Source organism: Wolbachia endosymbiont (group B) of Ischnura elegans (genome assembly GCF_947251585.1).
In the GTDB taxonomy this organism is placed as follows: Bacteria; Pseudomonadota; Alphaproteobacteria; order Rickettsiales; family Anaplasmataceae; genus Wolbachia.
Genome location: NZ_OX366371.1, coordinates 788,128 through 813,650 on the forward strand (window position 1 = coordinate 788,128; position 25,523 = coordinate 813,650).

A 25,523-nucleotide genomic window follows, 5' to 3' on the forward strand; every position below is an offset into this window, starting at 1 on the left:
AAGTTGACATTTGTTTTATACTGGTTTTATAATACCCTTTAATTCTTACTTGTAAGATAATTGGTATGACAAATTTTCCTAGTTGTAGTAGAGGGTATACATGGGGATATTAATAACAGGTGCTGCAGGTTTGATAGGGTCAACCTTGGTGAAAAAGTTAGAAAACCAAGGCCATGAAGTAATAAGCTGCGATATTAGGTTTCGCGATAATCCACTCAGTTTTTTTTCAGAAGATATAGTACCACTACTTGCTCAGTGTACAGGAATCATTCATCTGGCTGCAATTTCTAGAGTTATACATGGTGAACTTTATCCTACACTGTGTCAAAAAATTAATGTTGATGGTACAATGCGGTTTTTAGGGTTATGTAAGTCACTTCCAAATAAACCATGGTTTATATATGCAAGTAGTAGGGAAGTCTATGGAGAGCAGAAGGAACTGCCAGTTACAGAATCTGCTAGTATCGATCCAATAAATAATTATGCAAAAGGTAAAGCATTTATTGAGGAACAAATAACAAGTTCAAAAGATTTTAATGTAGCAATATTACGCTTTTCAAATGTATACGGTGGTTTACTAGATCATAACAGTAGAGTAATTCCTGCACTCTGTATTAATGCATTAAGAGGTGATCCAATTAAAATAGAAGGTAAAGAATGTGTTTTTGATTTTACCTATTTGGATGATGTTATAGAGGGTATATGCTTAACTGTTAAATATTTACAAAGCGAAAAATCTTCTCTTCCTGCTATTCATCTTACTACTAATAGCCCATGTACTTTAGAAAACTTAGCAAAAACAATATTAAAAGTCACGAAAAGTGATTCTAGAATTGATTTTTATCCTCCAAGAAATTTTGATGTAACTAAGTTCCATGGTGACTTTACTAGAGCTAAAGAGCTACTTGGTTGGTCTCCAAAACATTCATTAGAAGTAGGATTAAGTAAATTTATAAAAAGTCTACAAAACAATACACAAGAACATCCTAACAATATAGATATGGTAATATATGAAAATATTAAAAGTTATTCATGGTTACCCTCCTTATTATAGTGCTGGTTCAGAGGTTTATAGCCAAACTCTTGCTCATGAACTAGCAAATAACAATGAGGTACAAGTATTTACTAGGTATGAAAATAGCTTTTTACCTGATTTTTATTACACTACAGTCCTAGATAGTAGTGACTCTCGAATCTTACTGCATTTAATTAATATACCCACAGCTAAATATCGTTACAAATTTATCAATGAAGAAGTAGATATACAATTTAAAAGAGTAATAGATAACTTTCAGCCAGATCTTATACATTTTGGTCATCTTAATCATCTATCAATTACTTTACCAGAAATTGCTTTTAAAGAAAATATACCTACAATTTTTACGCTACATGACTTTTGGTTAATGTGTCCAAGAGGAAGGTTTATTCAACGCAATTCTGAAGATTTGTTACGGCTTTGTGATGGACAAAAGGATCAAAAATGTGCAACTCAATGTTACAAAGGATATTTTACAGGAGATGAAGAATTCCTGAATTTAGACATAAATTATTGGGAACAATGGGTTGCAACTAGAATGAAGCACACAAGGAAAATAATAGACTATATAGATTACTTTATTTCCCCATCGAAATTCTTGATGGATAAATTTACTCAGGATTTTTATGTTCCGATAAACAAAATTTCTTATCTTGATTATGGTTTTGATCTCAATCGTCTTAAGAATAGAAATAGAGCACAAGAAAAAGAGTTTATTTTCGGTTATATTGGTACTCATACTCCCGAAAAAGGTGTTAATCTATTATTGAAAGCTTTTTCTCACTTATCATCTAAAGCAAAACTTAGAATTTGGGGAGCAGCAAGAGAAGAAACTAAAGCTTTAAAAGCGATTGCCGATCAGTTTTCACCTGTTGTTAAAGAAAGAATAGAGTGGATGGGAAGTTATGATAATAAGAATATAGTTACTGACGTATTTAATAAAGTTGATGCAATAGTCGTTCCTTCAATTTGGGGTGAAAATTCACCATTAGTAATACATGAAGCACAGCAACTTAGAATACCAGTTATAACAGCCGATTATGGTGGTATGGCAGAATATGTAAGAGATGGACTATTATTTAAGCACAGAGATGCAAGTAGTTTGTCAGAAAAAATGCAAGTCCTATCTACAAATCAGGAGTTATACAATAAACTTACCCAAAAAGGCTATCCTTATACTGAAAATGGGAATATACCTTCTATGAGTGAGCATATTGAGAAACTTAACAAGATTTACCGTAATGCTATTGAAAAGAAAGGCAAATCAGTAGCTTTGAAACCTGGTCCTTGGAGAATTACTTTTGATACTAATCCAGATTACTGCAATTTTGCTTGTATAATGTGCGAATGTTTCTCACCATACAGCAAAGTTAAAGAAGATAAGAAAGCCAAAGGAATAAAACCTAAGATACTGTCGATAGAAACTATCAGAAAAGTAATTAAGGAAGCAGCTGGCACACCTTTAAGGGAAATCATTCCTTCTACTATGGGTGAGCCTTTAATGTATAAAAGCTTTGATGAAATAATCAATTTGTGCCATGAGTTCGGCCTTAAGCTTAACCTCACAACCAATGGTTCTTTTCCCATTAAAGGAGCTAGAAAATGGGCTGAACTATTGGTACCAATTTTATCTGATGTTAAGATTTCCTGGAATGGGGCAACTAAAGAAACTCATGAAAGAATCATGAAAGGTTCAAAATGGGAAGTAGTGACAGAAAATTTAAAAACTTTCCTTGAAGTTAGAGATAAATACTTTAGCGATACAGGTGAAAGGTGTACCGTTACTTTACAATTAACATTTTTGGAAAGTAATTTACATGAACTCTATGACATAGTTAAGATGGCCATAAAAAATGGCATAGATAGAGTTAAAGGACATCATCTTTGGGCACATTTTGAGGAAATTAAGGATCTATCTATGAGAAGAGATGAGTTAGCAATTAGTAGATGGAATACAGAGGTGAGAAGGTTATATGAGCTTAGAGATAATATGCTATTACCAAATGGTAAAAAGATAAAATTAGAAAATTTCACAATCCTTTCTCAAGAAGGTATTAAGGATTTGGCTCCAGGTGGTCAATGCCCATTTTTAGGTAAAGAAGCATGGATAAACAATGAAGGAAAGTTTAGTCCTTGCTGTGCTCCAGATGAACTCCGTAAGACATTAGGAAATTTTGGTAATGTTAATGAGGTTAAACTCGAGGAAATATGGCAGAGTAGTGAGTACCTAAGCTTACAAAAGAATTATTTAAATTATAAATTATGCAAAACATGCAACATGAGAAAACCTTTGATCAATTAATCAAAGATAATCTTAAATCTATTAAAATTTCACCGTGTGAGAGGTTTCACGAGTTGCTAGGAAATCCTTTGTATGAAAATAGGTTTATAAAGGTTGGTAAATTTCATGAGCCTGGTCTTGCACCGGTTTATGATCAGACAGGTGCTTATCATATCAATGTAAGAGGAGAAGCAGTTTATCATAATAGATTTCTGAAAACTTTTGGATTCTACTTTAATAGAGCAGCCGTAGAAGATGATACAGGGTGTTACCATATTGATCCATCTGGATGTAGAGTATACAAACAGTCTTATCAATGGATTGGAAATTATCAGGAAGATGCTTGTGTAGTTAGAAGACATGATAAATGTTTTCATATTAATTTAAATGGCAACAGAATTTATCAGGAGGAATATGATTATGTTGGAGATTTTAAGGATGGTATCTCTGTAGTCTATAAGGATGGCAAAGCTACACATATTAATCATCATGGAAAGTTAGTACATAATAAATGGTATAAAAAACTTAATGTTTTTCATAAAGGGTATTCTATTGCAGAAGATCAACATGGTTGGTTTCATATAGATATTAATGGTGATCCTGTTTACCAGCAGAGATTTAAAATGGTAGAAGCATTCTATAATGGCATGGCAAAGGTTGAAACTTTTGAAGGTGTGTTAGGACAAATCAATATTACCGGAAATGTAAAGTTTAGTATTTTTGATTTAGGTAAAGAATCTCAAGTGCATAGGATTTCTGCAGAACTTTCAGCCTTTTGGAAAACTTACCTAACAAGCGTTGCTATTGAACTTGATTTGTTAAATATTTTACCTGCAACTATGCCAGTTTTATCTAAAAAGTTAAACATTATCGTACCAAATCTAGAAAGGCTGTTAAGGGCGTTGTGGGAAATAGGGTTTATTGATTACGATAAGGACAAGGACTTATGGCAACTATCATCAAAAGGTAAGTGTTTTAAGGAAATACCATTTTTGCCAAAAGCAGCAACGATGTGGGCAAGAGTTGCCGCTGAAAAGAATTGGTTAAAGATTGCCGATATACTAAAACAGAAGTCCATCTCTTCATTTGAATCTTTTAAGGAAAGAGAAGCATCAGAAGATAAGAAAATAGCGTTTTACCAAGCATTGCTAGGATATTCTAGGTTTGATACTAAAGAGTTTAATTCTAGGATTAATATAGATGGTGCTAAGAATATATTGCTATTTGGTGTACACTCTTTATTTCTTGCTTGTTCTGATATACACAATAAAGGTTCTATAGGCCTATATAACGAACATAAAGTACCAAGACAGTTAGTAGAAAATTTAAAAGTCAAACTTATAACTCAGGAAGAACTATCAGTTACAAATTATGAATTAGGTGTCTTTTGCCGCTTTCTGCAGCATTATGATGATGATAAAGTATTATCTTATTTAAAATTGGTCAAAGGAATATCTCGTATTTTATTGATAGAAACTATTTTAGATTACCGCTCTCCAACTGGAGGCTCTGTAGATATTAATGTAATGGTTGAAACAGGAGGTAAACTAAGAACATTAAGCGATTGGGAAAAAATATTAAAACAAGTAAAAGGATTCAAAATTTTTGCTGTTGTGCCTTTAACAGATTACTTATCAGTCATTGATGTCAGGTATTAATCATATGGAAATACTACAAAAAAATGGTTTTTTTATTATCAAAAATCTGGTTCCTTTAAAGCTAATAACTCAGTCTTTAAGTGATATAACAAATAAGATATCAGAGCTATCCCAAGAACTAAGTGTTTCAACTTCTGACTACTTAAACTGTACCGGCAGATGGGGCACGTCATCTCAAGTAACTAGAATTATCTCTCAAGCATTAGATGAAATTATTAAAAATTACCTTGAAAAGTCACTTCAGTGTCAGATACTGCAGAAAAAATCAAATGTTATATGTAAAACTGCTGATTTAATAGATGCAGTTCCCTTCCACCAAGACATCTCCTATAGTTTCAATGATCCTTACCACTTTTCTGTTTGGTTAGCTTTGAATAATGTAAGTGAAACTTCAGGTGCACTGCAAATTATAGAAAACAGTCATAAATGGGAAATACAGCCTTTAGTTGATTTTTGGTACCCATATTTTTTTGATCAGTACTCAAACAATCGGGAAAATTACAAAATTAAGTCACTACCTATTTCAGCAGGAGATGGGATAGTTTTTGATTCACGGTTATGGCATGGTAGTGATAAGAATACAGATGCTAAAGATAGATTTGCTTATGTAACAAGGTGGATTGTAAAAGATCAAGATCTTCCCTATGTGCCAAAACCTCAGCCTTCAGTTTTTGGTATACTCAATTGTGGTGAGTTAACAGAATCTGTACTGAGAGAATGCTTGTCATTGTTTGGCTACCAGGAAAGTGTAAAAGCAAAAAACATGGAAGAACTTATCAAGAGCTGGTTAGCCTTTATTACAGACACAACTACAAATATTTCTGAGATCGACACTACTGAGGCTAAGCGAGATTTATATAAGCTACTTATTCTGAATCGAGCATCAGCACTACATGATGCTGGAGACATCTCAGGAAAAATATACAAAAATTTATGGTTTTCACTACTTGTATTTCTCAATAAAAAAGTCAACGTAGTGGAGCTAGCATTATAAATGAACAGAAGTAGAGTTGATAGCTTCAAATGTGTATTGATGTTCATCTTGAATATAGTATCTAAATTCAAACTTAATGTACTTATAATGTCTTTAGTTGCCCTGGTGGTAGCTGTTGATTTGTCTTTTAGAAAGTATTTAGTAAAAAATATTCTAGATACAGCTGTAAAATATCAGGAAGGTAATGTAATTGAGAATCTTTTATTACCTGTAAGCGCTTATCTTGGTATGGCATTACTTATCACTACTGCTTTTAGATTCTATGGCTATTTTGTTGACATTCGAATGTTTACCTTAATGCGTCAAAAGATAGCTGATATATCTTTTTGTAGACTACTCCAACAAGACCATTCCTATTATCAGAACAATTTATCTGGAAGCTTAGTACATAAGGTCAGTAGCTTAATGGATAGTGTGATAGAGTTAATAAGATTGCTTATAGATTGTTTTTTCGGTTACAGCATAGCATTAGTCTTAGCTATTTATACCTTATCATTAGTAAACATAAAATTTGCAATCGCTACATTCACTTGGGTAAGCATTTTTATTTTAGTATCGATTTTCAGCTTTCGTGTACTTACTGAACTAGCTGATAATTACTCTAAACAAAATTCACAAGTAATAGCTAGTATAGCAGATAGTATTTTAAATGTTATATCAGTAAGGCTATTTTCTCAGCAAGCACATGAGAGACACAAATTTTTTCAAATATGCAAGAAAAGAACTATTGCAGAGAGAAAATTACAATGGGCATACTTTTGTCTTTGGTTTATATATGGCTATTCATTTGATATACTCCAAGCAGTAAACTTGTACTTTTTAATTTATGACTATCAATTGAACAAGATCGCAATAGGAGATATAGCTCTTGTACTTGGAATTAATATATCGATTATAGAGTTTCTTAACCATCTAACTAGGAATCTTACGCAATTTTCTACTCATTTCGGCAAAGTTTCAGATGCATTGCCAATCTTAACTACCGTACCAGAAATTCAAGATAAGAAAAATGCTAAAGAATTAAATTTATTAAGTGGAAAAATAACGTTTAATAATGTTTCTTTTTCTTATGAAGGTCAGGAGTCATTATTTCAAGATTTCTCAGTTACCATTAATCCTTGCGAAAAAGTAGGTCTAGTTGGTTGTTCTGGAGGTGGTAAATCTACTTTTATAAACTTAATCCTAAGGCTATTTGATGTTAAAAAAGGTAATATACAGATTGATAATCAAATAGTATCAGAAGTTACACAGAGTTCTTTGAGGCAACAAATATCTGTAATACCTCAAGACCCATTGTTATTTCATGATACTATTTTAGCAAACATCATATATGGTAGACTTCAATCTACTATCGAAGAAATAATGAGAGCTGCAAAGCTGGCTGGTATTCACGATTTCATTATGACTCTACCAGATCAATATGGAACTACAGTCGGAGAAAAAGGCATCAAGCTATCTGGAGGAGAAAGACAAAGAATAATAATAGCCAGGGCATTTTTAAAAAACGCTCCAATATTATTTCTCGATGAACCAACTAGTCAGTTAGATTCTATAACAGAAAAAACAATTCAAATGAGTTTATTCAAATTGATGAAAAATAAAACTACGATTACTATAGCACACCGTATTTCTACACTTTTACACATGGACCGAATTCTAGTATTTAACAAAGGAAAAATTGTCCAAGATGGTAAACACGCTGAATTAGTTTCTAAGCAAGGTCTTTACAAGGAACTTTGGAATGCTCAAATTGGTTGTTTGAATGGCAAAAAATAAGATGGAAAAAATTATTGATCTGAGAAGTGACACTACAACTCTGCAGAGCTCCAACGTTATACATGCAATAAGTAATGCAACTGTTGGAGATTTTGCTTATGGTGAAGACAAAAGCTGTAATGACTTATCAGAATATTGCAAACAATTATTCAAAGTAGAAGAAGCATTATTTGCAACCAGCGGTATGCTTGCAAATAGATTAGCCATTGCCAGTCAAACAAGTCCTGGTGATGAACTAATAACTCATTATAATTATCACGTTAATTTTTTCGATAGCGCAGGCAATGCAAAAGTAAATAATATCGTATTTAATTGTATTAGAAATAATAGCGGAATCTTAGATGTTGCTGAAGTAGAATATGCTATTAATTCTAAGCCAAGGTACAAAATTTTTGCTCAGGTGAGTCTTGTTTCTATAGAAAATAGTATAAACGGGTTTAATGGTAAAATTTATCCTTTTGAAAAACAAGTCGAGTTATATCACTTTTTAAAAGCTCACAATGTAAATCTTCATTTAGACGGTGCAAGAATATTTAATGCTCATGTCGAAACAAATATTGCTTTAGCAGATTATGCTAAATATGTGGATACAATGAGCTTTTCTTTTACCAAAGGACTTGGAGCTCCTTTTGGTTCAATGCTTATGGGTAAAAGAGAGGAATAGAAGGCACCAAGCGCAGACTTAGACCTTGAAGCAGACATCGCAGCTGTAAAAAGCTTTTCACGAACGTTGCTTCTGCCACCACTTATTCTGCGATAACCAATAGTTTTACCACTTTCTTTCGGATGAGGTGCAACTCCAGCAAGACTTGCAATTTCTCCCCTACTTACATAACCAAGTTCTGGCATTAGACACAGAAAATCTTGAGATAATTTTGCACCTATTCCTGGAACTGTTTTAAGGATTTTTTGGCGCTTTTGTAACTCTGGATTCTCATCAATAATTTTTTGTATGGTATTGTTGAGCTCATCTATCTGGCTATTAAAGAATTCAATAGTTTTCTGACAGCTTTCTTTTATATGGTCGTTTTCAGGTGCTGCAAGCCTAGATTTCTCTTGAGCTCTCATTTTTGTAATGTCATCACGACGTTGACAAAGTGCAACTAAGGTTGTTTGTTCTTTTGACATAGGTGCAAATAGAGATAGAGTACTATAGCGTTCAAACCCATACTGAGCAAGGGCTCTTGCATCTGATTGATCAGACTTTGCTAAAGTTCCATGAGATAGAACAAAGCTTTTTACTTTGCGAGTATTAGCTCGATGTACAGCAATATCTTTATCAACAAGAAAATGTGCTAAGCCAAGCTCATATTTTCCAGTGTTTTCCAGAGTTACTAAAGAATTAGGTAAGATATTTGAAAAATCTTGAAACAATTGTTGCCAGCCAGCAGTATCATTGTCGAATTCGACAGCGTTCTTCTGTTTGTGAACTGCAACAACATTTTTAAATTTTCCGATATCAATGCCAATAAAATTTTGATAAGATGTAATCATAATAACCTCGATTAGTTTTAATTAATTTAAGATTGTAAACGGGTGCATACATATGTCCCATGCAACTATTCAAACGTATCGAGAGATGGGCTAGTGTACCTTGATCCGAACGGTTATAATACCAACAGTTGGTCGGTCGCACACGCCCGTGATAACTCTATTCCTATAGTGAGTAGGGTTATCTTCCCTCTTATCTCCTTTATATCATATTTTTAACTTACAACAGTTGGAATTTAGGAGAAATAAACGCATGTTTTCCAGTTGGTAGTGTAGAGGAAAGAGGGAATAAATTTGTATTGGGAAACGATAAACTTTCAGGGCAACGTTGGAATTTAAAACACAAACCAATTTTAGAAAGATTTGGCGTTACTCATTTTTATCAAACAAAGAACTTCATTGACCAAAAAATAGTAGAATACGTTATAGCAGAACACAATATTAGGTATGAGAACGATTTAGATTCAGAGCAGAAAGACTCAATACACGAATTAGAAAATTACATTTTAGTGTTTTACCCAGGAGTACTGAAATGGCACGAACATCGACATTTGCACAGAAGTTGGAAAGATAGTCAAGCAATATGTGTAATAAGTTAAGTACTTATATTTAGATCCTCATATATTATATTAATAATAGGTAAAAGTGTATGAAATAAAAAGAAAAAGACTTGCTTTCTCATGCTAAAAAGGACATGACTTGAATAGTAGCAGGTAAATATAAGAAATTTATCTGGCGCTAGAAAAGCTAATTTTGTGAGGTAAGTATGAAGTTTAGCAAAGAATCTTTTAGTAAGTTTTTTAAAGAAGTATCAAGTAAAAACATTAATAAAAGAAATGAAGAAGGAGAGACGATATTACACCAAGCAGTAGAAATCTCTGATTACAAAACAGTGAGGTTCTTAATAAAAAAAGGAGCAGAGATCAATGCAAGAGATAAAAATGGTTATACACCTCTGCACTGTGCAGTATTCGCAAAAAGCTTAGAAAATGTAAAAGTGCTGCTAAGGGAAGGAGCAGAAGTAAATGCCACTCAATACATCGCCGGATGTACGCCATTGCACTCTGCGTGTAAAATGGGAGGAGCAGGAGTTGAAATAATAAAAGAGCTGGTAAAGGCAGGGGCTGAGGTTAATCAACTGAATAAATATGGCGCAACACCAATGTATTACATCTGGGAAAGTGAAAAGTATTGTTCATGGAATAGCGAAGAGAATGGAAAGGCGAGTAAGTTTCTGAGAGAACAAGGAGGAATAACAAAAAGTAGAGAACTGACGTGCTATGGAATAGAGGGGCTAGTGGGAGAAATAGCAGACATGTTGAATGGAAGCTACATGCCGGAGCTAAAAATAATAGAGATAGGAGAAATAAGGAAGAGAGACAAATCGCTAATAAAGAAAGAATGTCAAAATTTAGCAAGCAAGATAATGAGCCAAGTGAACGAAATGATAGATGAGGTGGTGAGAAAGAAGGCCTAAAAGAGGGGTTAAAATTTAAAGAAAAGGTGAGGTAGATTATGAGTAAAAAAGAAAAAGAGGAGTCACTATTAGAGAACTCAAGTAAAAATATTTATGAAAGAGACGAGAATGGAAGAACAGTTCTACATTATGCAGTAGACGCAAAAACAGTGAGGTTATTAATCGAAAAAGGAGCGAATGTGAATGCAGCAGATGTAGAAGGATACACAGCACTGCACTTAGCGGTAACGGAGAAATATCTAGAAACCGTGAGAGAATTAATAAAATCAGGAGGGAATGTAAATGCGAAAGAATATGAAAATAAATGCACTCCATTGCACCTTGCATGTATGGTGGGGAAAGTAGAAATAGTAAAAGAGTTAGTGGAAGCAGGAGCAGAAATAGAGCAAGAAGATAAGTTCGGAATGATAGCAATGGATTATGCGAAAAATAGTAAAGAGATAACCGAGGTATTAAAGAAAGAAACAGACAGGATTGAAAAGCTATTTATGAGAGGCTAAAAATATGGAGGAAGAAACAGAAAAGAAAGTAATGAATTTAGAGAAAAAAGCGTTGGCAGAACTGAGAAAAATATGGAAGAAGGTATATGAGGAAGAAGCACCTAGATACTCAAAGAAATATCTGATACCAAGATTAGCTTATAGAATACAGGAAAAAGCGTATGGAGAAATGTCAAGAAAGGGGACAAAAAGACTAGAGCATCTGGCAGATCGACTAGAGAAGGGAAAAAGAATAAGTAGCGATAAATTACCAGTAGAAGGGACAGAATTAATACTAGAGAGAGGGGAAGAGACGCATGCAGTAATGGTAACAGATAAGGGTTTAATCTACAGAGAAGAATTTTTCACGTCATTGTCAGCAGTAGCCGGAAAAATAATGGGAATGAGTTACAATGGGCCGCTCCTATTTGGTTTGCGTGATCAAAAGAGAAGGGAAAATGTGTAAAGGGATAAGATGTGGAATATATACGAGAAAGTCAAATGAAGACGGTCTAGAACAAAAGTTTAACAGTCTTGATGCGCAGCGAGTAGCATGTGAGAAGTACATAAAGAGCAGAGAAGGCTGGGTAGCATTGGCCAAAAGGTACGACGATGGAGGTTTCTCAGGAAAGAACTTAGAAAGACCAGCGATAAAGGAATTGTTTGAAGATGTAAAAAAAGGAGAAGTAGATTGTGTAGTAGTGTACACACTAGACAGACTATCAAGAGAAACAAAAGACAGCATCGAAGTAACATCATTTTTTAGAAGACATAGAGTAAATTTTGTAGCAGTAACACAGATATTTGACAATAATACGCCAATGGGAAAATTTGTACAAACAGTATTGTCAGGAGCAGCACAACTAGAAAGAGAAATGATAGTAGAGAGAGTAAAAAACAAAATAGCAACATCAAAGGAGCAGGGATTGTGGATGGGTGGAACTTTACCGCTAGGGTATGATGTAAAAGATAAAGAATTAATAATAAATGAGAAAGAAGCGAAAACAGTGAAACATATATTTGAAAGATATTTGGAGCTGAGATCAATGGCAGAGTTGGCAAGGGAGTTAAATAGCCAAGGTTACAGAACAAAATCAGATATCTTTAAAAAGGCCACGGTGAGAAGAATAATAACAAATCCAATATATATGGGAAAAATACGGCATTATGAGAAAGAGTATGAGGGAAAGCATGAAGCAATAATAAAAGAGGAAAAATGGCAAAAAGCGCAGGAATTGATAAAGGATCAGCCATATAGAAAAGCAAAATATGAGGAAGCGTTGCTTAGGGGAATAATTAAGTGCAAGAGCTGTGATGCAAATATGACGCTGACGTACGCAAAAAAAGAGAATAAAAGGTATAGATATTACATATGCAACAATCATTTAGTTGGAAAAAGCTGTGCGTCAAAGAGTCGGAATATAGTAGCAGGAGAAGTAGAAAAAGAAGTAATGAAGAGAGCAGAGCACCTATACAAAAATTGGCAAGAAAAAGCGGAAGAATGGAAAAATTTAAGTTTCAGAGAACAGAAAGAAATGGTGAAAAAATTAATAAAGGGAGTAATGGTAAAAGAAGATGGAATAGAAATGAGTTCAGAGGATGAGGTGGAATTTATACCAATGTGGTTAAAAAAGAAAGGAAATAAATGCACAGTAGTAGAACCAGAAGGAAAAACAAATAATGCGTTACTCAAAGCAGTGGTAAGAGCCCACCTGTGGAAACGGCAACTGGAGGAAGGAAAATACGAAAGTGTGAAAGAGCTGAGTGCCAAAATTAATATAGGTACAAGACGTATACAGCAAATTTTGAGGTTGAACTATTTAGCACCAAAGATTAAAGAAGACATAGTAAATGGGAGACAGCCAAGAGCCTTGAAGCTAGCTGATTTGAGAGAAATACCGATGCTATGGAGTGAGCAAAGGGAGAAATTTTACGGCTCAGCGTCGTAACGTTTATAAAAATAACAATATGAAAAAACATCGAAAAAAGTATGTGCCAGAAAATTAAAAAAGGTTATTGCAAAAGGAGCTACTACAAAGGGCCACACAAAAAGATGTTGAAATTGATATAGAAGAGCAAATAAATGTTACAAAATCAATTATGTAGAAAATCAATATAAGTGATGAAGATTTTAGCATATTAGGTGCAACAATGGTAGAAGATGTATCCAATTTTAGCTGCATATTGTAATAGTAGATTTAGAGGAAAATTCTTTAAACATCAAAAAAGGCAATACTCTAAACTTCAGCACACAACTCCAGGAAATAGTACATGTCGAGCAATCTATAGCCCCTTTTGAATCTGAGAGTGTACTTGAAAATCCATAAACATTAAGTAAACTTTTTAAATAAAATAGTTTCTTTTTCAACTTACTAAATAAACTTCTCCCATCATTGCTGTGTAACAAATCATATACAAAGCTATGGTCTACTTACAAGCAGTGCCTTCTGTTGATGAGATGCTTTTTCTATCTTTAACTCATCCATACTACAGCTTGGCAAGCTTGAATAGCATAAGGAATCTTTTTGTTCTTGCGTTTGTTTTGCCAAGGCCTTATTTCTATAAAGTAAGGGTTGAAAATGATCATGGCCTCCATTTATCATATGTAGGACACTATTGTGACTATAATCTATCTTACCTGCTTTTGATCCTGAGCTATCTATTAACTGATGCAAGAACGGATCTTGTTGCTTATCAATAGTGTGCAATCGGTTACTCTCTGCAACATGCAATTTCACACCATACTTACCACAAAGTACTCTGCCCTCGATATCGGAACGTCCCCAAAATTCATTCTTTCCAATGCTATTGATATATTGGTCACACGTAATTCCACGATTTACGAACTTACCTTCAACCTCATCAAAGTCATTGCGAACTTTACTTATAAACCACTCTGGAGGATTGTCTTGCGCAAACCTCTTACACTCATTCCTTAACTGCCCTACAGTGACTTTGATTCCCTTCTGTTGTTCTAGACTTTGTCTGAATGAATCAAAAAAACAGCTTCCATTATTGATTGCATGCCCTACATAAAAATCATCAGGTATGTTTGATTTTTGCTCTTTATCACATTGTTTTTCTGCCTTTTCAGTAAATTCTTTCTCTAAATTAAAAATCCCATCCCAATTGTATCTACCTTCTAGTCCCAATCTTTTACTCTCTCTTTCTGCCGCGTTAACTAAATCTATTTTAGAAATATTCTCTTTTTCTCCAGATAACCTAGACAGAGTTTTAAAGATATCTATCAGATGAGTTTTTATGTCAAAGCTCTTCTCCTTTTTAACAATACTAGATTCAATATTACGTAAATCTTGTGATAACTTATGCCTTCTAGCAATTTCCTCCATAGAATCCCTTCTTAACTCTTCACGTTCTGTCCATTTGTTGTTAGACTCGCTTATTACTTCAGGATGCATTAATTTTCCAGACCTTTCAAAATATCCCTGTTCAATAGCATAGTAGACATCATAATCACCAAGTGCACAATCCTCGCCTAATTCTTCTTCATGACCTTTGAATTTTTCCAATACTTCCTCTCTATTACTCACTTCTACTATAATTTTGCTTTTATCTTGTACGTCAGGATACAGTCTAACGTCTATATTTCCCAAACTGGTATAGAAAGTTAATACTATATCGCTGCATTCTGTAAGATCTGTGTAATTCCTTATGCCATCTTGGGTTATAATTTCCACCTCACTTTTGCCAATTTTTATTACACTCCTTCCATATCCTTTTTCTCCTTGAGGTATTCCTAAATTCCTTGTTCTATCTGTGATTTTTGCAACATCTATTATACTATCCTCTGAGTATTCTAAGTAAGATACACTGTTATCGATTTTTCCATCACACAGTTGACCACTGGTAGCATCCTTTGCAACTCTAAAAAATTCTTCAGCATAATTAATGTACTCTACATGAGCCTTGATTACATTAGCTTTATGATCTTTAAACTCTCGTTCTATTGTATCAATGACTTTTAAACTATCTGAGTTTTTTAACTTTGCTCCTCTCGATATTAATGCACATACTATATCACTGGCAATTCCATAGCTTCCTTCTAACTTAGCAATTTTTTCTAGTACGTGATCTGCAAAGTAATAATCTTTGTCTTTAGCAAAATTTAATCTCATTCCAGAAGCTATAATCTCATTTACAACTTCCTGTAGTTCAATCATGCTTTTAGCTTTTACTACCTTACTCAAAAATTTATTTAGCTTAGCAAGTTGATTTGTTTGATACATCTCTGATAAGAGACTATCACATTTTTCACAATTATCTTGCTTATTACCTACAAAGTCAGTTGCTCCTGCTTTTAAGAGTAAAGCTTTTACATCAGGAAATTGACAAAACGGCCAAATTGAACTATCACCCTTAACATTTAAAACTATCTTTAAATCTTGGTTATTTTTATGTTTATCTAAAAACTTTTTCAGATCTTCAACACCTGGACCATAAGGATTATCCCAATCTTCATCAGAATCTGTAGCTTTAACCATTTTACGTAGTTGGTCTCTTAACTTTTTTTGGTTGTCAGTTAAAAAACACTCTATAATATTGTTGCTATCAATTGCAATTTGCAGTGGGGTTTTTCCATTGTTATTTTTTATGTTTAAATCAGCTCCTTTGCTTATGAGTAAATCCATAACCTTTCTGCTATAATCATTACAATTAGCAGCATAATAGTGTAAAGGTGTATTACCTTTTTTATCTTGTATATTTGGATCAGTTTTTGCATCTAAGAGATACTTTAGACCTTCATACTCACTGGAATAAATAGCAGTATCATGCAAAAGTGTTTTACCTTTATTATCCTGCATATTTAGATCAGCACCAGCTTTGAGAAGAGGATGAATGGCTTCATCGTGTGCGACAAACACATTCAATACTGTTGTTCCTAGATGCCCTCTTTTTAGATTAAGAACGTACTTCAGGTCTTTATTTTTCTCGTTACTTTCTAAAAATTGCTTAAGATTTGAAAATGAGTCATAATTTCCCATATTAAAATCTTTTATAATACTATTGAGTAATTTTTGATTTAACTCTTTTTGACTCTCTTCCAGTTTTAAGTTAGGTGCATGAATAAGCCACTCATCTATTAAATCCTCTAAGTATTTTTTATCATCTATCAAACTTCTATCAGCCCAAAATAAATCTCGCTTAATGAATTCATAATAACTATCTACTGGTAATTCAGTTGCTTCTGTTTTTGGGCTACCTATTTCTGAACACTCTTGTCCAGCGCTTAGGTCACACTTCAGTTTTTGCTCATCAGTGTGTTTACTTTGTTCACTGATAGGTTCTGAAATATATTTTACTGACCCTATACCCATATTACCTGCTAGCCCTAGATATAGAATATATTATATAGAATGTGTAGTATGTGTCAAGCTAATTTCAACATAATCTTTTTACTACTCATATTTTTGTTAAGTTTTTATGGTGAGTACTGCTAGGTTAAAAGTTGTTTATTACTGGAAGTTTTAGCGAATTTTACTATAGATCAACAAAATTGAGAACATCAGCTATATTTAATATATAGGAATATGATGCTTTAAAGGAGAGTGGAAAAACTGCTGAAGATTATACAGTAATCTGCGGAGCCACTTCAGCAGAATAAACAAACACATGCCAGTATTAGTAGAGAATTATTTATAAGTCAACTAACTTTTTAAAAAAATATTTTAGTGAAGATACCATGCTAGCTAGTGTTATAAAGAATTGAATTATTGACTCTTCCTAAGATTGCAAAAAAGGTCATATATTTGTGAGAACGTGTTACGTAAAAATAGGGTTGTAAAAATAGAAGATTTAAATTATTTTCATAAGCTTAGGCAAAGTAGTTCATATGTGAATTTAGCTGAAGTAGGCTAATATAGCTACCTTTACGGTATAGTAGAATTATTATGTAGAAAAGTTCGTATGTATCATTTGGTAGACCATGCCATCCCAAGAAAAACACTTCTCACCGTCCTTGGTTTTGGGTGTTGAAAATGGTTATTTTACTTGAGATATTAATAATATAGTTTACTGAATTAATAGTAATTCATTTGAGAATAAAAAGAAAAATTTATGATAATTTTACATTTCAAATCGATATTGTTCTTTTTATAAAAAATATTCCTATACTGCGCAAGGTCAAGTTTTAACCACATCAATTTTTCTTTCAAATTAAATCTTATCTTTTACAATGGGTCTTACGTTTAAATTATTTGATACCCAAAATTAAGGAAGCCATTTTAAACGGCACACAACCTCAGCATCTAAAACTAGCTGATTTGAAGGAAATATCACTCTCATGAGAGGAGCAAATGAAGGTGCTTTACGGACAAGAGTCTTAATAATAGTCTTCTATATTATTGTTAATAAACACCACCATAAAATATCTTACTATTACCCACAAATAAAAACATAGTATTGTATTTACTCAAATAATTTAATTTTATTAACCTGAAAGCTTATTGGATTAAAATTATTAAACTAAGAGTTATAATTTTAGCAACTAAAAGCTGTAAATTGCACCATATAAACAGTTATTTCAAGCAAAAGTTATGCCATTAAGAGCTACGCAACAAACATTTATATTTGTGGGTAATAGTAAGATAAAATATGCAGAAACAACCTAGAAGACCGATTACAACCAATGCGTAAATATAGAGTAAAGAAAACTTCATCCACCTATTAACTTCTACCTACTACCTCTACCATTGCTATGGTCATAAACTCTACTCACTCCATCAATTTTATCTAATGCAGACTGCGGGTTACCAAAATCAATTGATATCACTCTTTCTCCGCCTAATTGTAATGCTCCTCCACCTCCACGCTGTGGGTATTGGAGTCCTAAAAATTGTAATAGTAATGGATCAATTTCATGTTGAATTCCTGGATGAGCTTGAATTAAATCACTCCGGCGAGAAGGTAAGTTAGGATCATTTTGGAGTAATTGTGAAATATCTCTTCTCCGATCTTCAAAGTATTGTTCATTTCTTCGAGGTTGTCTAGTGTCATTTCCAATGCCTGCACTAAGAAGACCACGTATATAACCTATAATACCTTCACCTTTCTCTCCAAAGTTATTATTTCCCTGTAAAGCTTGATCAATAGCTTGGTTAATATCCCTAGCATTTTCGTATACCCATATGCCACAATTATGGCCATCTGTTTGCTGATGAACGGAAATATTATGGACATTATCATCGTTAATATCACATTCTCTTAAAGCTCCTCGAATATTATTGTCAATACCACTATCTGGACCAAGTGAATCAGCATGATACCCATAATAATTTCCATTTTGGTGTACAATAACTAATGTAACCCAATGACGATTACCTACATTAATAATAGCAATTAATCTATCTTTTTCACCCGAATCTACTTTTTGTTTAAAGTTAGTTATGTGACTACTTAATAAGCCCCTACCTGTTGGATCATTTTGATTTCCATCGACTCCTACTGAAGTTATTTCAAAACCATAATGATCATTAGTTGAATGAGATTGATTATCAAGGAAAGTATATTGTCGTGCAGCGAAAAACATGTCATGAGTTTGTAGCCAATAACGATAATTTTGATTATCTGTTGCAAAGTCTAGTGCAAGTAGATCACGCACATCTTCTATCTCACGAGCGTTGTTTCTACGAAGGATAGCATTTATTTGTTGTAATATTCCTTGTGCTGTAGGAGTACCACCTCCCCTTATTCTTGACTTTAATGTTTCTATTACCTGTGCTCTAGTACCTTGCAAGTAACTAAACGGAACATGTAGATTGTCGCCTATATCAAGCAAAAAAATCGAATTTTGTCCTGGTGCTTTTTCTTCGTAAAAACGCCTAAAGTTTTCACGAGTCTGATCTGATAATAGACCTTCTGGTGGATTCTCATCAATAACACTTTCAGGTCCCACTAATCCTCCTGGTCTTGAGTCACGACCACCACGATCAAGTATATGTACATACTCTTCTCTTCCTATTCCTTCTGGAATAGATATAAGACCTTCTACTCTCCCTGCACCTGCATTAAATACAAGAGGAAATAAAACCACCTCATTTCCAGAAGTAATAGGTATAAATCCTCTGTGTTGTTTCTTAAGTCTTCCGATTTCTTGTCTCGCATCATTTTGCTGTTGTCCTACTTCTTCTGCATTATTAGCAAGTCTTAACACATATCCAATTGGGTGAGTATCTAGGTCATTCTCTCTAGGTTGTCTTAATAATAAAAGATCTAATCTCTGTTCTGTAATTCTTGTGAGTATTACCTTTTCTCCTTCTTCTTCCTGCCCCCTTTTCAAACTATATGTTTGACCAACTTTATACATAGCAAGCACTTTATAAGGATTATCACTAGCATAAAATGTACCATGTAGTATAGAACGAAACTTATCCTCACTATTAACATTTATTGTATCCACAAGCGGCATCAATGCTCCAGAGATCTCTTGAAATAATCCTCTATGCTGAGCTATATTTTTCCAGCCATCATTCACAACTTGATTTAAAGTATTATGTACATTTTCAGTATTGGGCACTTGTACAAGATCACCAGCAAGAAAATTATTTGCATTATTATTTTGGTAATCGTGATATAAACCAAGGTCATTTGGTAGATCAATATCTAGTTCAAGTTGATTATTAAGTGTGCATGAAACTTCCCACACATGAACATCATTTCCATTAACATTAAGAGTCTGTAAATTGATGGCTCCTTGTTGTTGCGCATCGTGAGCTCTAATATGAAGTATAACTATATCAGAACCTTCAGCATGAAAGACCATAGTTAAAGTATGTCTTCTTAAATCTCCGTCACCATATCTAAATATATACTTTCTTACACGTACTCGATCTTCTCCTTCTTCCAGCTCTAAATACTCTCTATCAAAAGCACTATTCCCAAAAGCAAAACCAGTTATGCAATCAAATATTCTATCATAATTCTCTGCATTTCTTGGTATTTCAGCAGGAAGATGGTGAAGCAAGAAATCTCTAATATTTTCTCTAATTCCTTCATTCTCCAAACACTCAAATAATCTTTGTACTAAAGGAAATCTATCCTGTTGAAGCCCTAATGTATCAACACTAAAAGGATCTAGATTTAAATTAAAATTTAATCCAACACAGACAGTATTTCTTGATTCAGTATGGATAGGTATAAATGAAAAAACATGCAATCTTTCAGCGTGACTTCTGGCGCGGTTTAATGCGATATAGGACGGTGCCCTTGTAGCAAGATTAATAACAATAGGAATATTTCCTCTTTCTACTTGATGACGTACAAGAAATGCAACATGTGAGTTTCTAGGAGATAAGTCAAGATCGACGCCTATTGCGTAGCGATGACTAAAATTTGCTAAGAAACCTAATAAAAACCCATGATTCTCAAACTTTTGACTGCGACCTTCAATATTATTTTCTATCTGTGCCCTATAATTGTTATAGGTATCAGTTACATATTCTAAAATATCTCCTCGGAGAGAATCCCTTACATCTTGTCTTTGGTTACTTGCTAGCATTTCCATAAAGTTGTCAATCCTCTGCTGACCTGGTTCTACTCGTGTAAAATTGACTGACCTACCAAGTTGTCTGAGCTGATTTTGATTAAGTTGTCTTCCTCCTATTTCCTTAATTGTTAATCCGTGATTTCTAAAGAGTTGCCTCAAGAAATGAACCTCAGATGCTGAATATTTGGCAAATTTATCTCTACCCCTAAAATCCTTTTCACGAATCACCTCGAATACTGTTGCAATTGCCTCTCCCTGACTCTTGCCCTTTCCATGCATGCATACTTTGTATTGCTCAAAATTTAGGTCTTCTTCCATTAAACCTTGATTTTGCCGTATAATTTCTTGTACTAGAAAATCTCTCTCCCTTTCACTAAATCTTAACCCATCACTATTAGGACGATCAGAAATACTGTAGCATCTGACAACTTGCTGTCCGTCACGATAAACAGCAATTTTTAGGTTTCCTGTATTTCGATTTTCACCATTACGTGGATTAACACCATGGTTATCAAAACGAAAATAGACTCTCTCATTTGCATTTAAGATATTAGCATCATGTGCAGTAGCAAACATACTAAAAAAGCATATAGGAAGAAAACGACCTGCATTCACATAATGCAAGAAAGATGGACATTTATCTAAAAAAGATTCAAATCTTTGTCTGAACCCTTCAAGATCTCCATCCACTAAACTTCTGACAAACCCATCACCATTACTCATACAAAATACCCCTTATTTACTACGACCAGAAACACCAAGAGTTCATAAGTGGATTACTTATTACCACTAAGCGTAAAGACGCTTTTTTTCTTATAAGAAGAAACACCACTTACACTAGGAGTTCCAAGCTCAGACTGCGGACTATCATCCACTGGGAAAGTTGTTTTCTTACTGCCGTGAGCTTTAGATCGTGACCGCAAATTACTACAAGGACCATCACCTACAGGAGGCAAAGTTGTTTTCTCTAACTCAGAGAACAACTCTTCTGCAAATAGACCATAATCTACATTCACTTTCTTGCCTTCCCTACCGCATAATCTAAGGTTTTTTATTATCTTTTCCTTAAAGAATTCAAATCTTTCAGGAAAGCTATTTTTAGCGAATAACATCATATCTAGTATTTCTTTTTTCTCTATTTCTTTTTCCTCTATTTCTTTTTCCTCGTCAGGCTTATCAATGTCTTCTCGTTTCCAGTTAACTATCAATTCTGCAAGTACACCCTTTATAGGAATTCTACCATTCGAAGTATTAATAATAGCAGCCTTTTTGTATTCACTAAAACTGCCACACTGCCAAATCTCCATAATAAGGGATCTAGCTTGAACGCTTAACTCAGGATTTTTCAACATTGTGTCTGAAAGAGAGGAAAGAAAAAGCTCATAGTCTCGCTGTGAGAATATTTTCTCTGAATGGTCTCCTCCTGCTGAAACTTCTTTATAACACCAGCACTGTACCAAATCATGAACCGTATCAAAAAAACATGACTCTATTAATTCAGCAAAAAGGGAATATACTCCTTTATCTTTCTGTGATAATTTCTGTAAAAGAGTATCTTTGTCAGCTATATTCCTTACACAAAAATCTAAAATAGGAGCATCTTTCTCAACAGATTGAGGACGAGAAAGAGCAAGAATAGCTTCTGTAAGCTTCTTTTCCTTATCTTCTTCTTTTAAATGATTATAAAAATACTCTACCCCTTCACTCCACTTAAGTTTTACAGCACTGTCAAAGCCTTCTACTGCATCATACTTCTTTAATTCCCCAGATTCTCTATCAATCCAGAAATCAAATACAGGACCTTTCCTTCCAATGCCACCCAAAAGCGAGTTTCGTATGTACTCATCAGTTATAGGATTACCTCTACTATCAAGTTCATCAGAAGAAAATCCATTTTTGTAGGATTCAAATGCTTTTTGAAAGAGTGGATGAATTTTATCCACTACACAGTAACTACAAGCCATCTCATATTTGCGAAGTGGATTATCTATTCCACCTATTTTTTCTTCAGTAAACCTTTGACCTAAAGCAGCATTATCCAACCTTACACCTGACCAGCAACCTTCATCTTGAAATACATTGTGCAAAAACTTCAACTTATCACCCTTAAAGTATTTTATGTGCTCCATAAAATTATCTTGAAGGACTCCCACCCATCTCTTGATAGCTGACTTCCTCCCGGCAACAACTGCTGGATCTGGATGTTTAATAGCTTCCTGTAATTTTTTGGACATCGTATCCCGAAGCTCTTTCTGTGTTGGCATTAACCCCCCCTATTAAGTATTTATGTAAAAAAGGCATTATACAGAAATTAGAATGGATTGCAATATTAAAATTACTAGAGTAGAGAGTTTAATAAAAAAACGTTATGGCTAAAACTTCTTTTCTTGAATTTTCTCAATATAATCAACAGAAAGACCAGTAGTTTGAGTTATAATGTCAATAGAAACTCCTGCTTTAAGTAGATTCTTTGCAACCTCAATTTTCTCTGCTTTTCTGCCCTTTTCTTCGCCGATTAGGATACCTTCTTGTCTACCTTTGTGAGTAGCATCATCGAGTTTTTGAGCAAGGATAGCCTTTTCTTTCTGCACGCTCAATATTCTTTCTTCATATGCGATCAAATCCTTTTCATTCCAGCGAAACCTGTCTAATTCATCATATGCTAGCTTTATTATCGGAGCTTCTGCTGCTATCTTTTTTAGATCTTCTTCAGTTGTTTCTTCTGCGTATTTAAAAAAGAAACACCATCTCTCTGTAGTATTCTCTAATTGCTCTACCTTATTTTTTGAAAACTTAGGCAACTCAATAAAGACAAATTGTAGATCTTTTAAGTAATGACCATTGGTTTTGATATCCCGTATATTATGAGTAGAAATATAGTCAACTTCTCCAGGCAGAAGGTTACAATTGGAAATAGCAATAAAAAAGACTTTCTGAAGATCAATGTAATTACCAGATTTATCTAATTGTCTTGAGTAAGCCTTAGCAGCATATAATTGAGCCCGTTTTTCGAAGCCTTTATCACGAGCGAGTTGGTTAGGTAAGGAAGTAGTATTGCTACTACTCCCTCCCTTAGAAACGCAGCATGCAGGTTTCCCCACACTACGCTTGAGCCCCTTATCTAAGTCCTTCTTTTCTCGAACCGGCTTGTCCTTCATGATTCCTCAGAAAACATCATTCTTAATGGTGACACCAACAGTAGAGAACCTTCTCTTGAGAAAGAGCTTGCTAACATTTTTGTTTGTTTCACTCTTTCATCAAAATACTTTTTCCATTTTAAGTCAAGTGGATTTGCATCCGCCCTGATTTTAACATGTCGTCTGATAGGTATATCAATCAACCTAAGCAGTCTTAAATACCTTATCTCTTTCGGTTTGTTCTTGCATATGGGTGCAGCAAAGACCCATTGGCGTTGTTTCATTACCTTGAAGTAACGATTCTTTATCCAACGTAATCCTTTACGAGGATGTCTTTTCTTTGCCCATTTCCATAGAGCACACATAATTTCATGGTCTATTTTGTTAAAAGCTCTTTTCGCACACACATGGCTGTAGTAATTTCCCCATCCCCTTAATAGGGAATTGAGCAACTTGATTAGTACGGCCTGAGTGTTCGCTATGTTTGCCTTTATCAATGTACGTGCTTTATTAAGAAGTTTCTTAATACTTTCTTTTGAAGGTTTTATAATTAACTTCTTATTATACCTGCGTACATTACAACCAAGAAAGTCAAACCCTGTTGTAATAGATGTAATTTTTGTTTTCTCTTCGGAAAGGATAAGACCTCTCTCCTGAAGAAAGGACGATACTAGAGGTTTTACTTCATTTTCCAGTACTTCACGTGTGATTCCTGAAATGATAAAGTCATCTGCGTACCTGATTACATTTACTCCACTTCTGATTTTGCTTCTTCTTTTACTGCCAAGTTTACCAAATTGACTTTCCAATGATTTTTCAAGTCCATTTAGGGCTAGATTTGCTAGTATTGGAGAGATGATACTACCTTGTGGGGTACCTGCAGTTGTGGAATACAGATTTTGATTCTAGGAAGCCAGCTTTTAACCAGCTATGAAGAATTTTCTTCTCCATAGGAATATGCTTCATGAGCCATTCATGGTTAATGTTATCAAAACACCCTTTAATATCACCTTCGAGTATCCATTGTAGTTGGTTACGGCTTGCCAGTAACAAGTGACAAGCCACAGTAGCGTCTGCGCAGGATCTTTTTGGTCTAAAACCATAAGAGTGACGATCACTGATCGTTTCAGCTATCGGTTCCAAAGCAAACAAGTATAATGCTTGCATGGCTCTATCTTTTATCGTAGGGATTCCAAGAGGTCTTCTTTTGCCATTAGACTTACTGATGTATATCCGTTTTAGCGGAGAAGGTTTGTATCCTCTTTGTTTTAATAGCTTTATTCCTTGAAATTTTGTGTTGCAAGTTGACCATATTTGACGATCTACACCTGCTGTGTTTTTTCCTTGGTTTTCAGTTACTCTCTTAACCGCCAAAGCTTTGCCGCTAAAAGAGCGTGTGAGAAGGTGTTGTAAAGTTTTCACCTTACCCCATCTGCCTTGTTGGACAGCCTTAACAATACGCCTCTGTAGCCTCATAACAACTTTTTGGCATTTCTTCCAGGGTAACTGGTTCCATGCTTCGGAGTTATTGGTAGGTGCACTTACAGTTGTACTTGTAATCATCTGCTTTCCTACCTTAAGTGGTTAACAAAGTTTCTTGTCATGAGGGACCAAATGGAAGTCTGCTCGTTTTCACGCGAATTAATGTTACAAATTCTATCCATTTCGTTACAAAATGGCATTCGCTTTCTC

The 25,523-nt window shown here is 34.2% G+C and carries 15 protein-coding genes and 3 pseudogenes; 11 read left to right on the forward strand and 7 right to left on the reverse strand.

Annotation, left to right across the window (positions count from 1 at the left end):
• Nucleotides 1-100 precede the first annotated feature (100 nt).
• From OPR58_RS04035 to OPR58_RS04060, 6 genes and pseudogenes are all read left to right on the forward strand, one after another.
• The gene (locus OPR58_RS04035; protein WP_265022375.1) at nucleotides 101-1,054 is read left to right on the forward strand and encodes an NAD-dependent epimerase/dehydratase family protein; all 954 of its coding nucleotides are present in this window, start codon (nucleotides 101-103) and stop codon (nucleotides 1,052-1,054) included.
• Complete coding sequence (locus tag OPR58_RS04040; protein WP_265022374.1) at nucleotides 1,011-3,338, forward strand: glycosyltransferase; 2,328 nt, start codon at nucleotides 1,011-1,013, stop codon at nucleotides 3,336-3,338. The genes OPR58_RS04035 and OPR58_RS04040 overlap by 44 nt, the downstream gene beginning before the upstream one ends.
• On the forward strand, nucleotides 3,299-4,975 hold the full coding sequence (locus tag OPR58_RS04045) for a WG repeat-containing protein (protein WP_265022373.1): 1,677 nt from the start codon (nucleotides 3,299-3,301) through the stop codon (nucleotides 4,973-4,975). Before OPR58_RS04040 ends, OPR58_RS04045 begins: the two co-directional genes overlap by 40 nt.
• Nucleotides 4,976-4,979: 4 nt before the next feature.
• Entirely contained in the window at nucleotides 4,980-5,969 is a 990-nt protein-coding gene (locus tag OPR58_RS04050) for a phytanoyl-CoA dioxygenase family protein (protein WP_319803921.1), read from the forward strand.
• Nucleotides 5,970-7,745: an ABC transporter ATP-binding protein gene (locus tag OPR58_RS04055; protein ID WP_253303154.1), complete on the forward strand. Its 1,776-nt coding sequence runs from the start codon at nucleotides 5,970-5,972 to the stop codon at nucleotides 7,743-7,745.
• Between the two features lies 1 nt (nucleotide 7,746).
• Nucleotides 7,747-8,403: pseudogene (locus tag OPR58_RS04060) on the forward strand (threonine aldolase family protein); the annotation flags it as partial.
• Here OPR58_RS04060 and OPR58_RS04065 read toward each other — a convergent pair.
• Nucleotides 8,396-9,239, reverse strand: a pseudogene (locus OPR58_RS04065) (IS110 family RNA-guided transposase); the annotation flags it as partial. The pseudogenes OPR58_RS04060 and OPR58_RS04065 overlap by 8 nt on opposite strands.
• Nucleotides 9,240-9,460: 221 nt before the next feature.
• Between OPR58_RS04065 and OPR58_RS04070 the strand changes: the two are divergent.
• The 5 genes and pseudogenes from OPR58_RS04070 to OPR58_RS04090 form a co-directional block, all read left to right on the forward strand.
• A pseudogene (locus OPR58_RS04070) lies at nucleotides 9,461-9,835 on the forward strand (phage tail protein); the annotation flags it as partial.
• 167 nt (nucleotides 9,836-10,002) lie between these two features.
• Complete coding sequence (locus tag OPR58_RS04075; RefSeq protein ID WP_265022316.1) at nucleotides 10,003-10,713, forward strand: ankyrin repeat domain-containing protein; 711 nt, start codon at nucleotides 10,003-10,005, stop codon at nucleotides 10,711-10,713.
• Between the two features lie 38 nt (nucleotides 10,714-10,751).
• Complete coding sequence (locus OPR58_RS04080; RefSeq protein WP_265022317.1) at nucleotides 10,752-11,213, forward strand: ankyrin repeat domain-containing protein; 462 nt, start codon at nucleotides 10,752-10,754, stop codon at nucleotides 11,211-11,213.
• 4 nt (nucleotides 11,214-11,217) lie between these two features.
• Nucleotides 11,218-11,658, forward strand: coding sequence for a DUF2924 domain-containing protein (locus tag OPR58_RS04085; protein ID WP_265022318.1), 441 nt, complete (start codon nucleotides 11,218-11,220; stop codon nucleotides 11,656-11,658).
• Nucleotides 11,651-13,141, forward strand: coding sequence for a recombinase family protein (locus OPR58_RS04090; RefSeq protein ID WP_265022319.1), 1,491 nt, complete (start codon nucleotides 11,651-11,653; stop codon nucleotides 13,139-13,141). The genes OPR58_RS04085 and OPR58_RS04090 overlap by 8 nt, the downstream gene beginning before the upstream one ends.
• Nucleotides 13,142-13,612: 471 nt before the next feature.
• Here OPR58_RS04090 and OPR58_RS04095 read toward each other — a convergent pair whose 3' ends face one another.
• The 6 genes from OPR58_RS04095 to OPR58_RS04120 form a co-directional block, all read right to left on the reverse strand.
• Nucleotides 13,613-16,528, reverse strand: a complete 2,916-nt coding sequence (locus tag OPR58_RS04095) for an ankyrin repeat domain-containing protein (protein WP_265023054.1) — start codon at nucleotides 16,526-16,528, stop codon at nucleotides 13,613-13,615.
• 1,355 nt (nucleotides 16,529-17,883) lie between these two features.
• Nucleotides 17,884-21,417, reverse strand: coding sequence for a cytoplasmic incompatibility factor CifB (locus OPR58_RS04100; RefSeq protein WP_320109900.1), 3,534 nt, complete (start codon nucleotides 21,415-21,417; stop codon nucleotides 17,884-17,886).
• 53 nt (nucleotides 21,418-21,470) lie between these two features.
• On the reverse strand, nucleotides 21,471-22,958 hold the full coding sequence (locus OPR58_RS04105; protein WP_265023055.1) for a cytoplasmic incompatibility factor CifA: 1,488 nt from the start codon (nucleotides 22,956-22,958) through the stop codon (nucleotides 21,471-21,473).
• 108 nt (nucleotides 22,959-23,066) lie between these two features.
• Entirely contained in the window at nucleotides 23,067-23,852 is a 786-nt protein-coding gene (locus OPR58_RS04110) for an Rpn family recombination-promoting nuclease/putative transposase (protein ID WP_265023056.1), read from the reverse strand.
• A complete protein-coding gene (locus OPR58_RS04115) occupies nucleotides 23,849-24,727 on the reverse strand; it encodes a group II intron maturase-specific domain-containing protein (protein WP_320109905.1) in 879 nt (292 codons plus the stop codon). The genes OPR58_RS04110 and OPR58_RS04115 overlap by 4 nt, the downstream gene beginning before the upstream one ends.
• On the reverse strand, nucleotides 24,693-25,394 hold the full coding sequence (locus tag OPR58_RS04120; protein WP_265023057.1) for a reverse transcriptase N-terminal domain-containing protein: 702 nt from the start codon (nucleotides 25,392-25,394) through the stop codon (nucleotides 24,693-24,695). Before OPR58_RS04120 ends, OPR58_RS04115 begins: the two co-directional genes overlap by 35 nt.
• Nucleotides 25,395-25,523: the final 129 nt, after the last annotated feature.

Bases quoted from the DNA above. Each gene is read 5' to 3' on its own strand.
- OPR58_RS04035 (WP_265022375.1), top strand. From the start codon at position 101: ATGGGGATATTAATAACAGGTGCTGCAGGTTTGATAGGGTCAACCTTG.
- OPR58_RS04040 (WP_265022374.1), top strand. From the start codon at position 1,011: ATGAAAATATTAAAAGTTATTCATGGTTACCCTCCTTATTATAGTGCT.
- OPR58_RS04045 (WP_265022373.1), top strand. From the start codon at position 3,299: ATGCAAAACATGCAACATGAGAAAACCTTTGATCAATTAATCAAAGAT.
- OPR58_RS04050 (WP_319803921.1), top strand. From the start codon at position 4,980: ATGGAAATACTACAAAAAAATGGTTTTTTTATTATCAAAAATCTGGTT.
- OPR58_RS04055 (WP_253303154.1), top strand. From the start codon at position 5,970: ATGAACAGAAGTAGAGTTGATAGCTTCAAATGTGTATTGATGTTCATC.
- OPR58_RS04075 (WP_265022316.1), top strand. From the start codon at position 10,003: ATGAAGTTTAGCAAAGAATCTTTTAGTAAGTTTTTTAAAGAAGTATCA.
- OPR58_RS04080 (WP_265022317.1), top strand. From the start codon at position 10,752: ATGAGTAAAAAAGAAAAAGAGGAGTCACTATTAGAGAACTCAAGTAAA.
- OPR58_RS04085 (WP_265022318.1), top strand. From the start codon at position 11,218: ATGGAGGAAGAAACAGAAAAGAAAGTAATGAATTTAGAGAAAAAAGCG.
- OPR58_RS04090 (WP_265022319.1), top strand. From the start codon at position 11,651: ATGTGTAAAGGGATAAGATGTGGAATATATACGAGAAAGTCAAATGAA.
- OPR58_RS04095 (WP_265023054.1), bottom strand. From the start codon at position 16,528: ATGGGTATAGGGTCAGTAAAATATATTTCAGAACCTATCAGTGAACAA.
- OPR58_RS04100 (WP_320109900.1), bottom strand. From the start codon at position 21,417: ATGAGTAATGGTGATGGGTTTGTCAGAAGTTTAGTGGATGGAGATCTT.
- OPR58_RS04105 (WP_265023055.1), bottom strand. From the start codon at position 22,958: ATGCCAACACAGAAAGAGCTTCGGGATACGATGTCCAAAAAATTACAG.
- OPR58_RS04110 (WP_265023056.1), bottom strand. From the start codon at position 23,852: ATGAAGGACAAGCCGGTTCGAGAAAAGAAGGACTTAGATAAGGGGCTC.
- OPR58_RS04120 (WP_265023057.1), bottom strand. From the start codon at position 25,394: ATGATTACAAGTACAACTGTAAGTGCACCTACCAATAACTCCGAAGCA.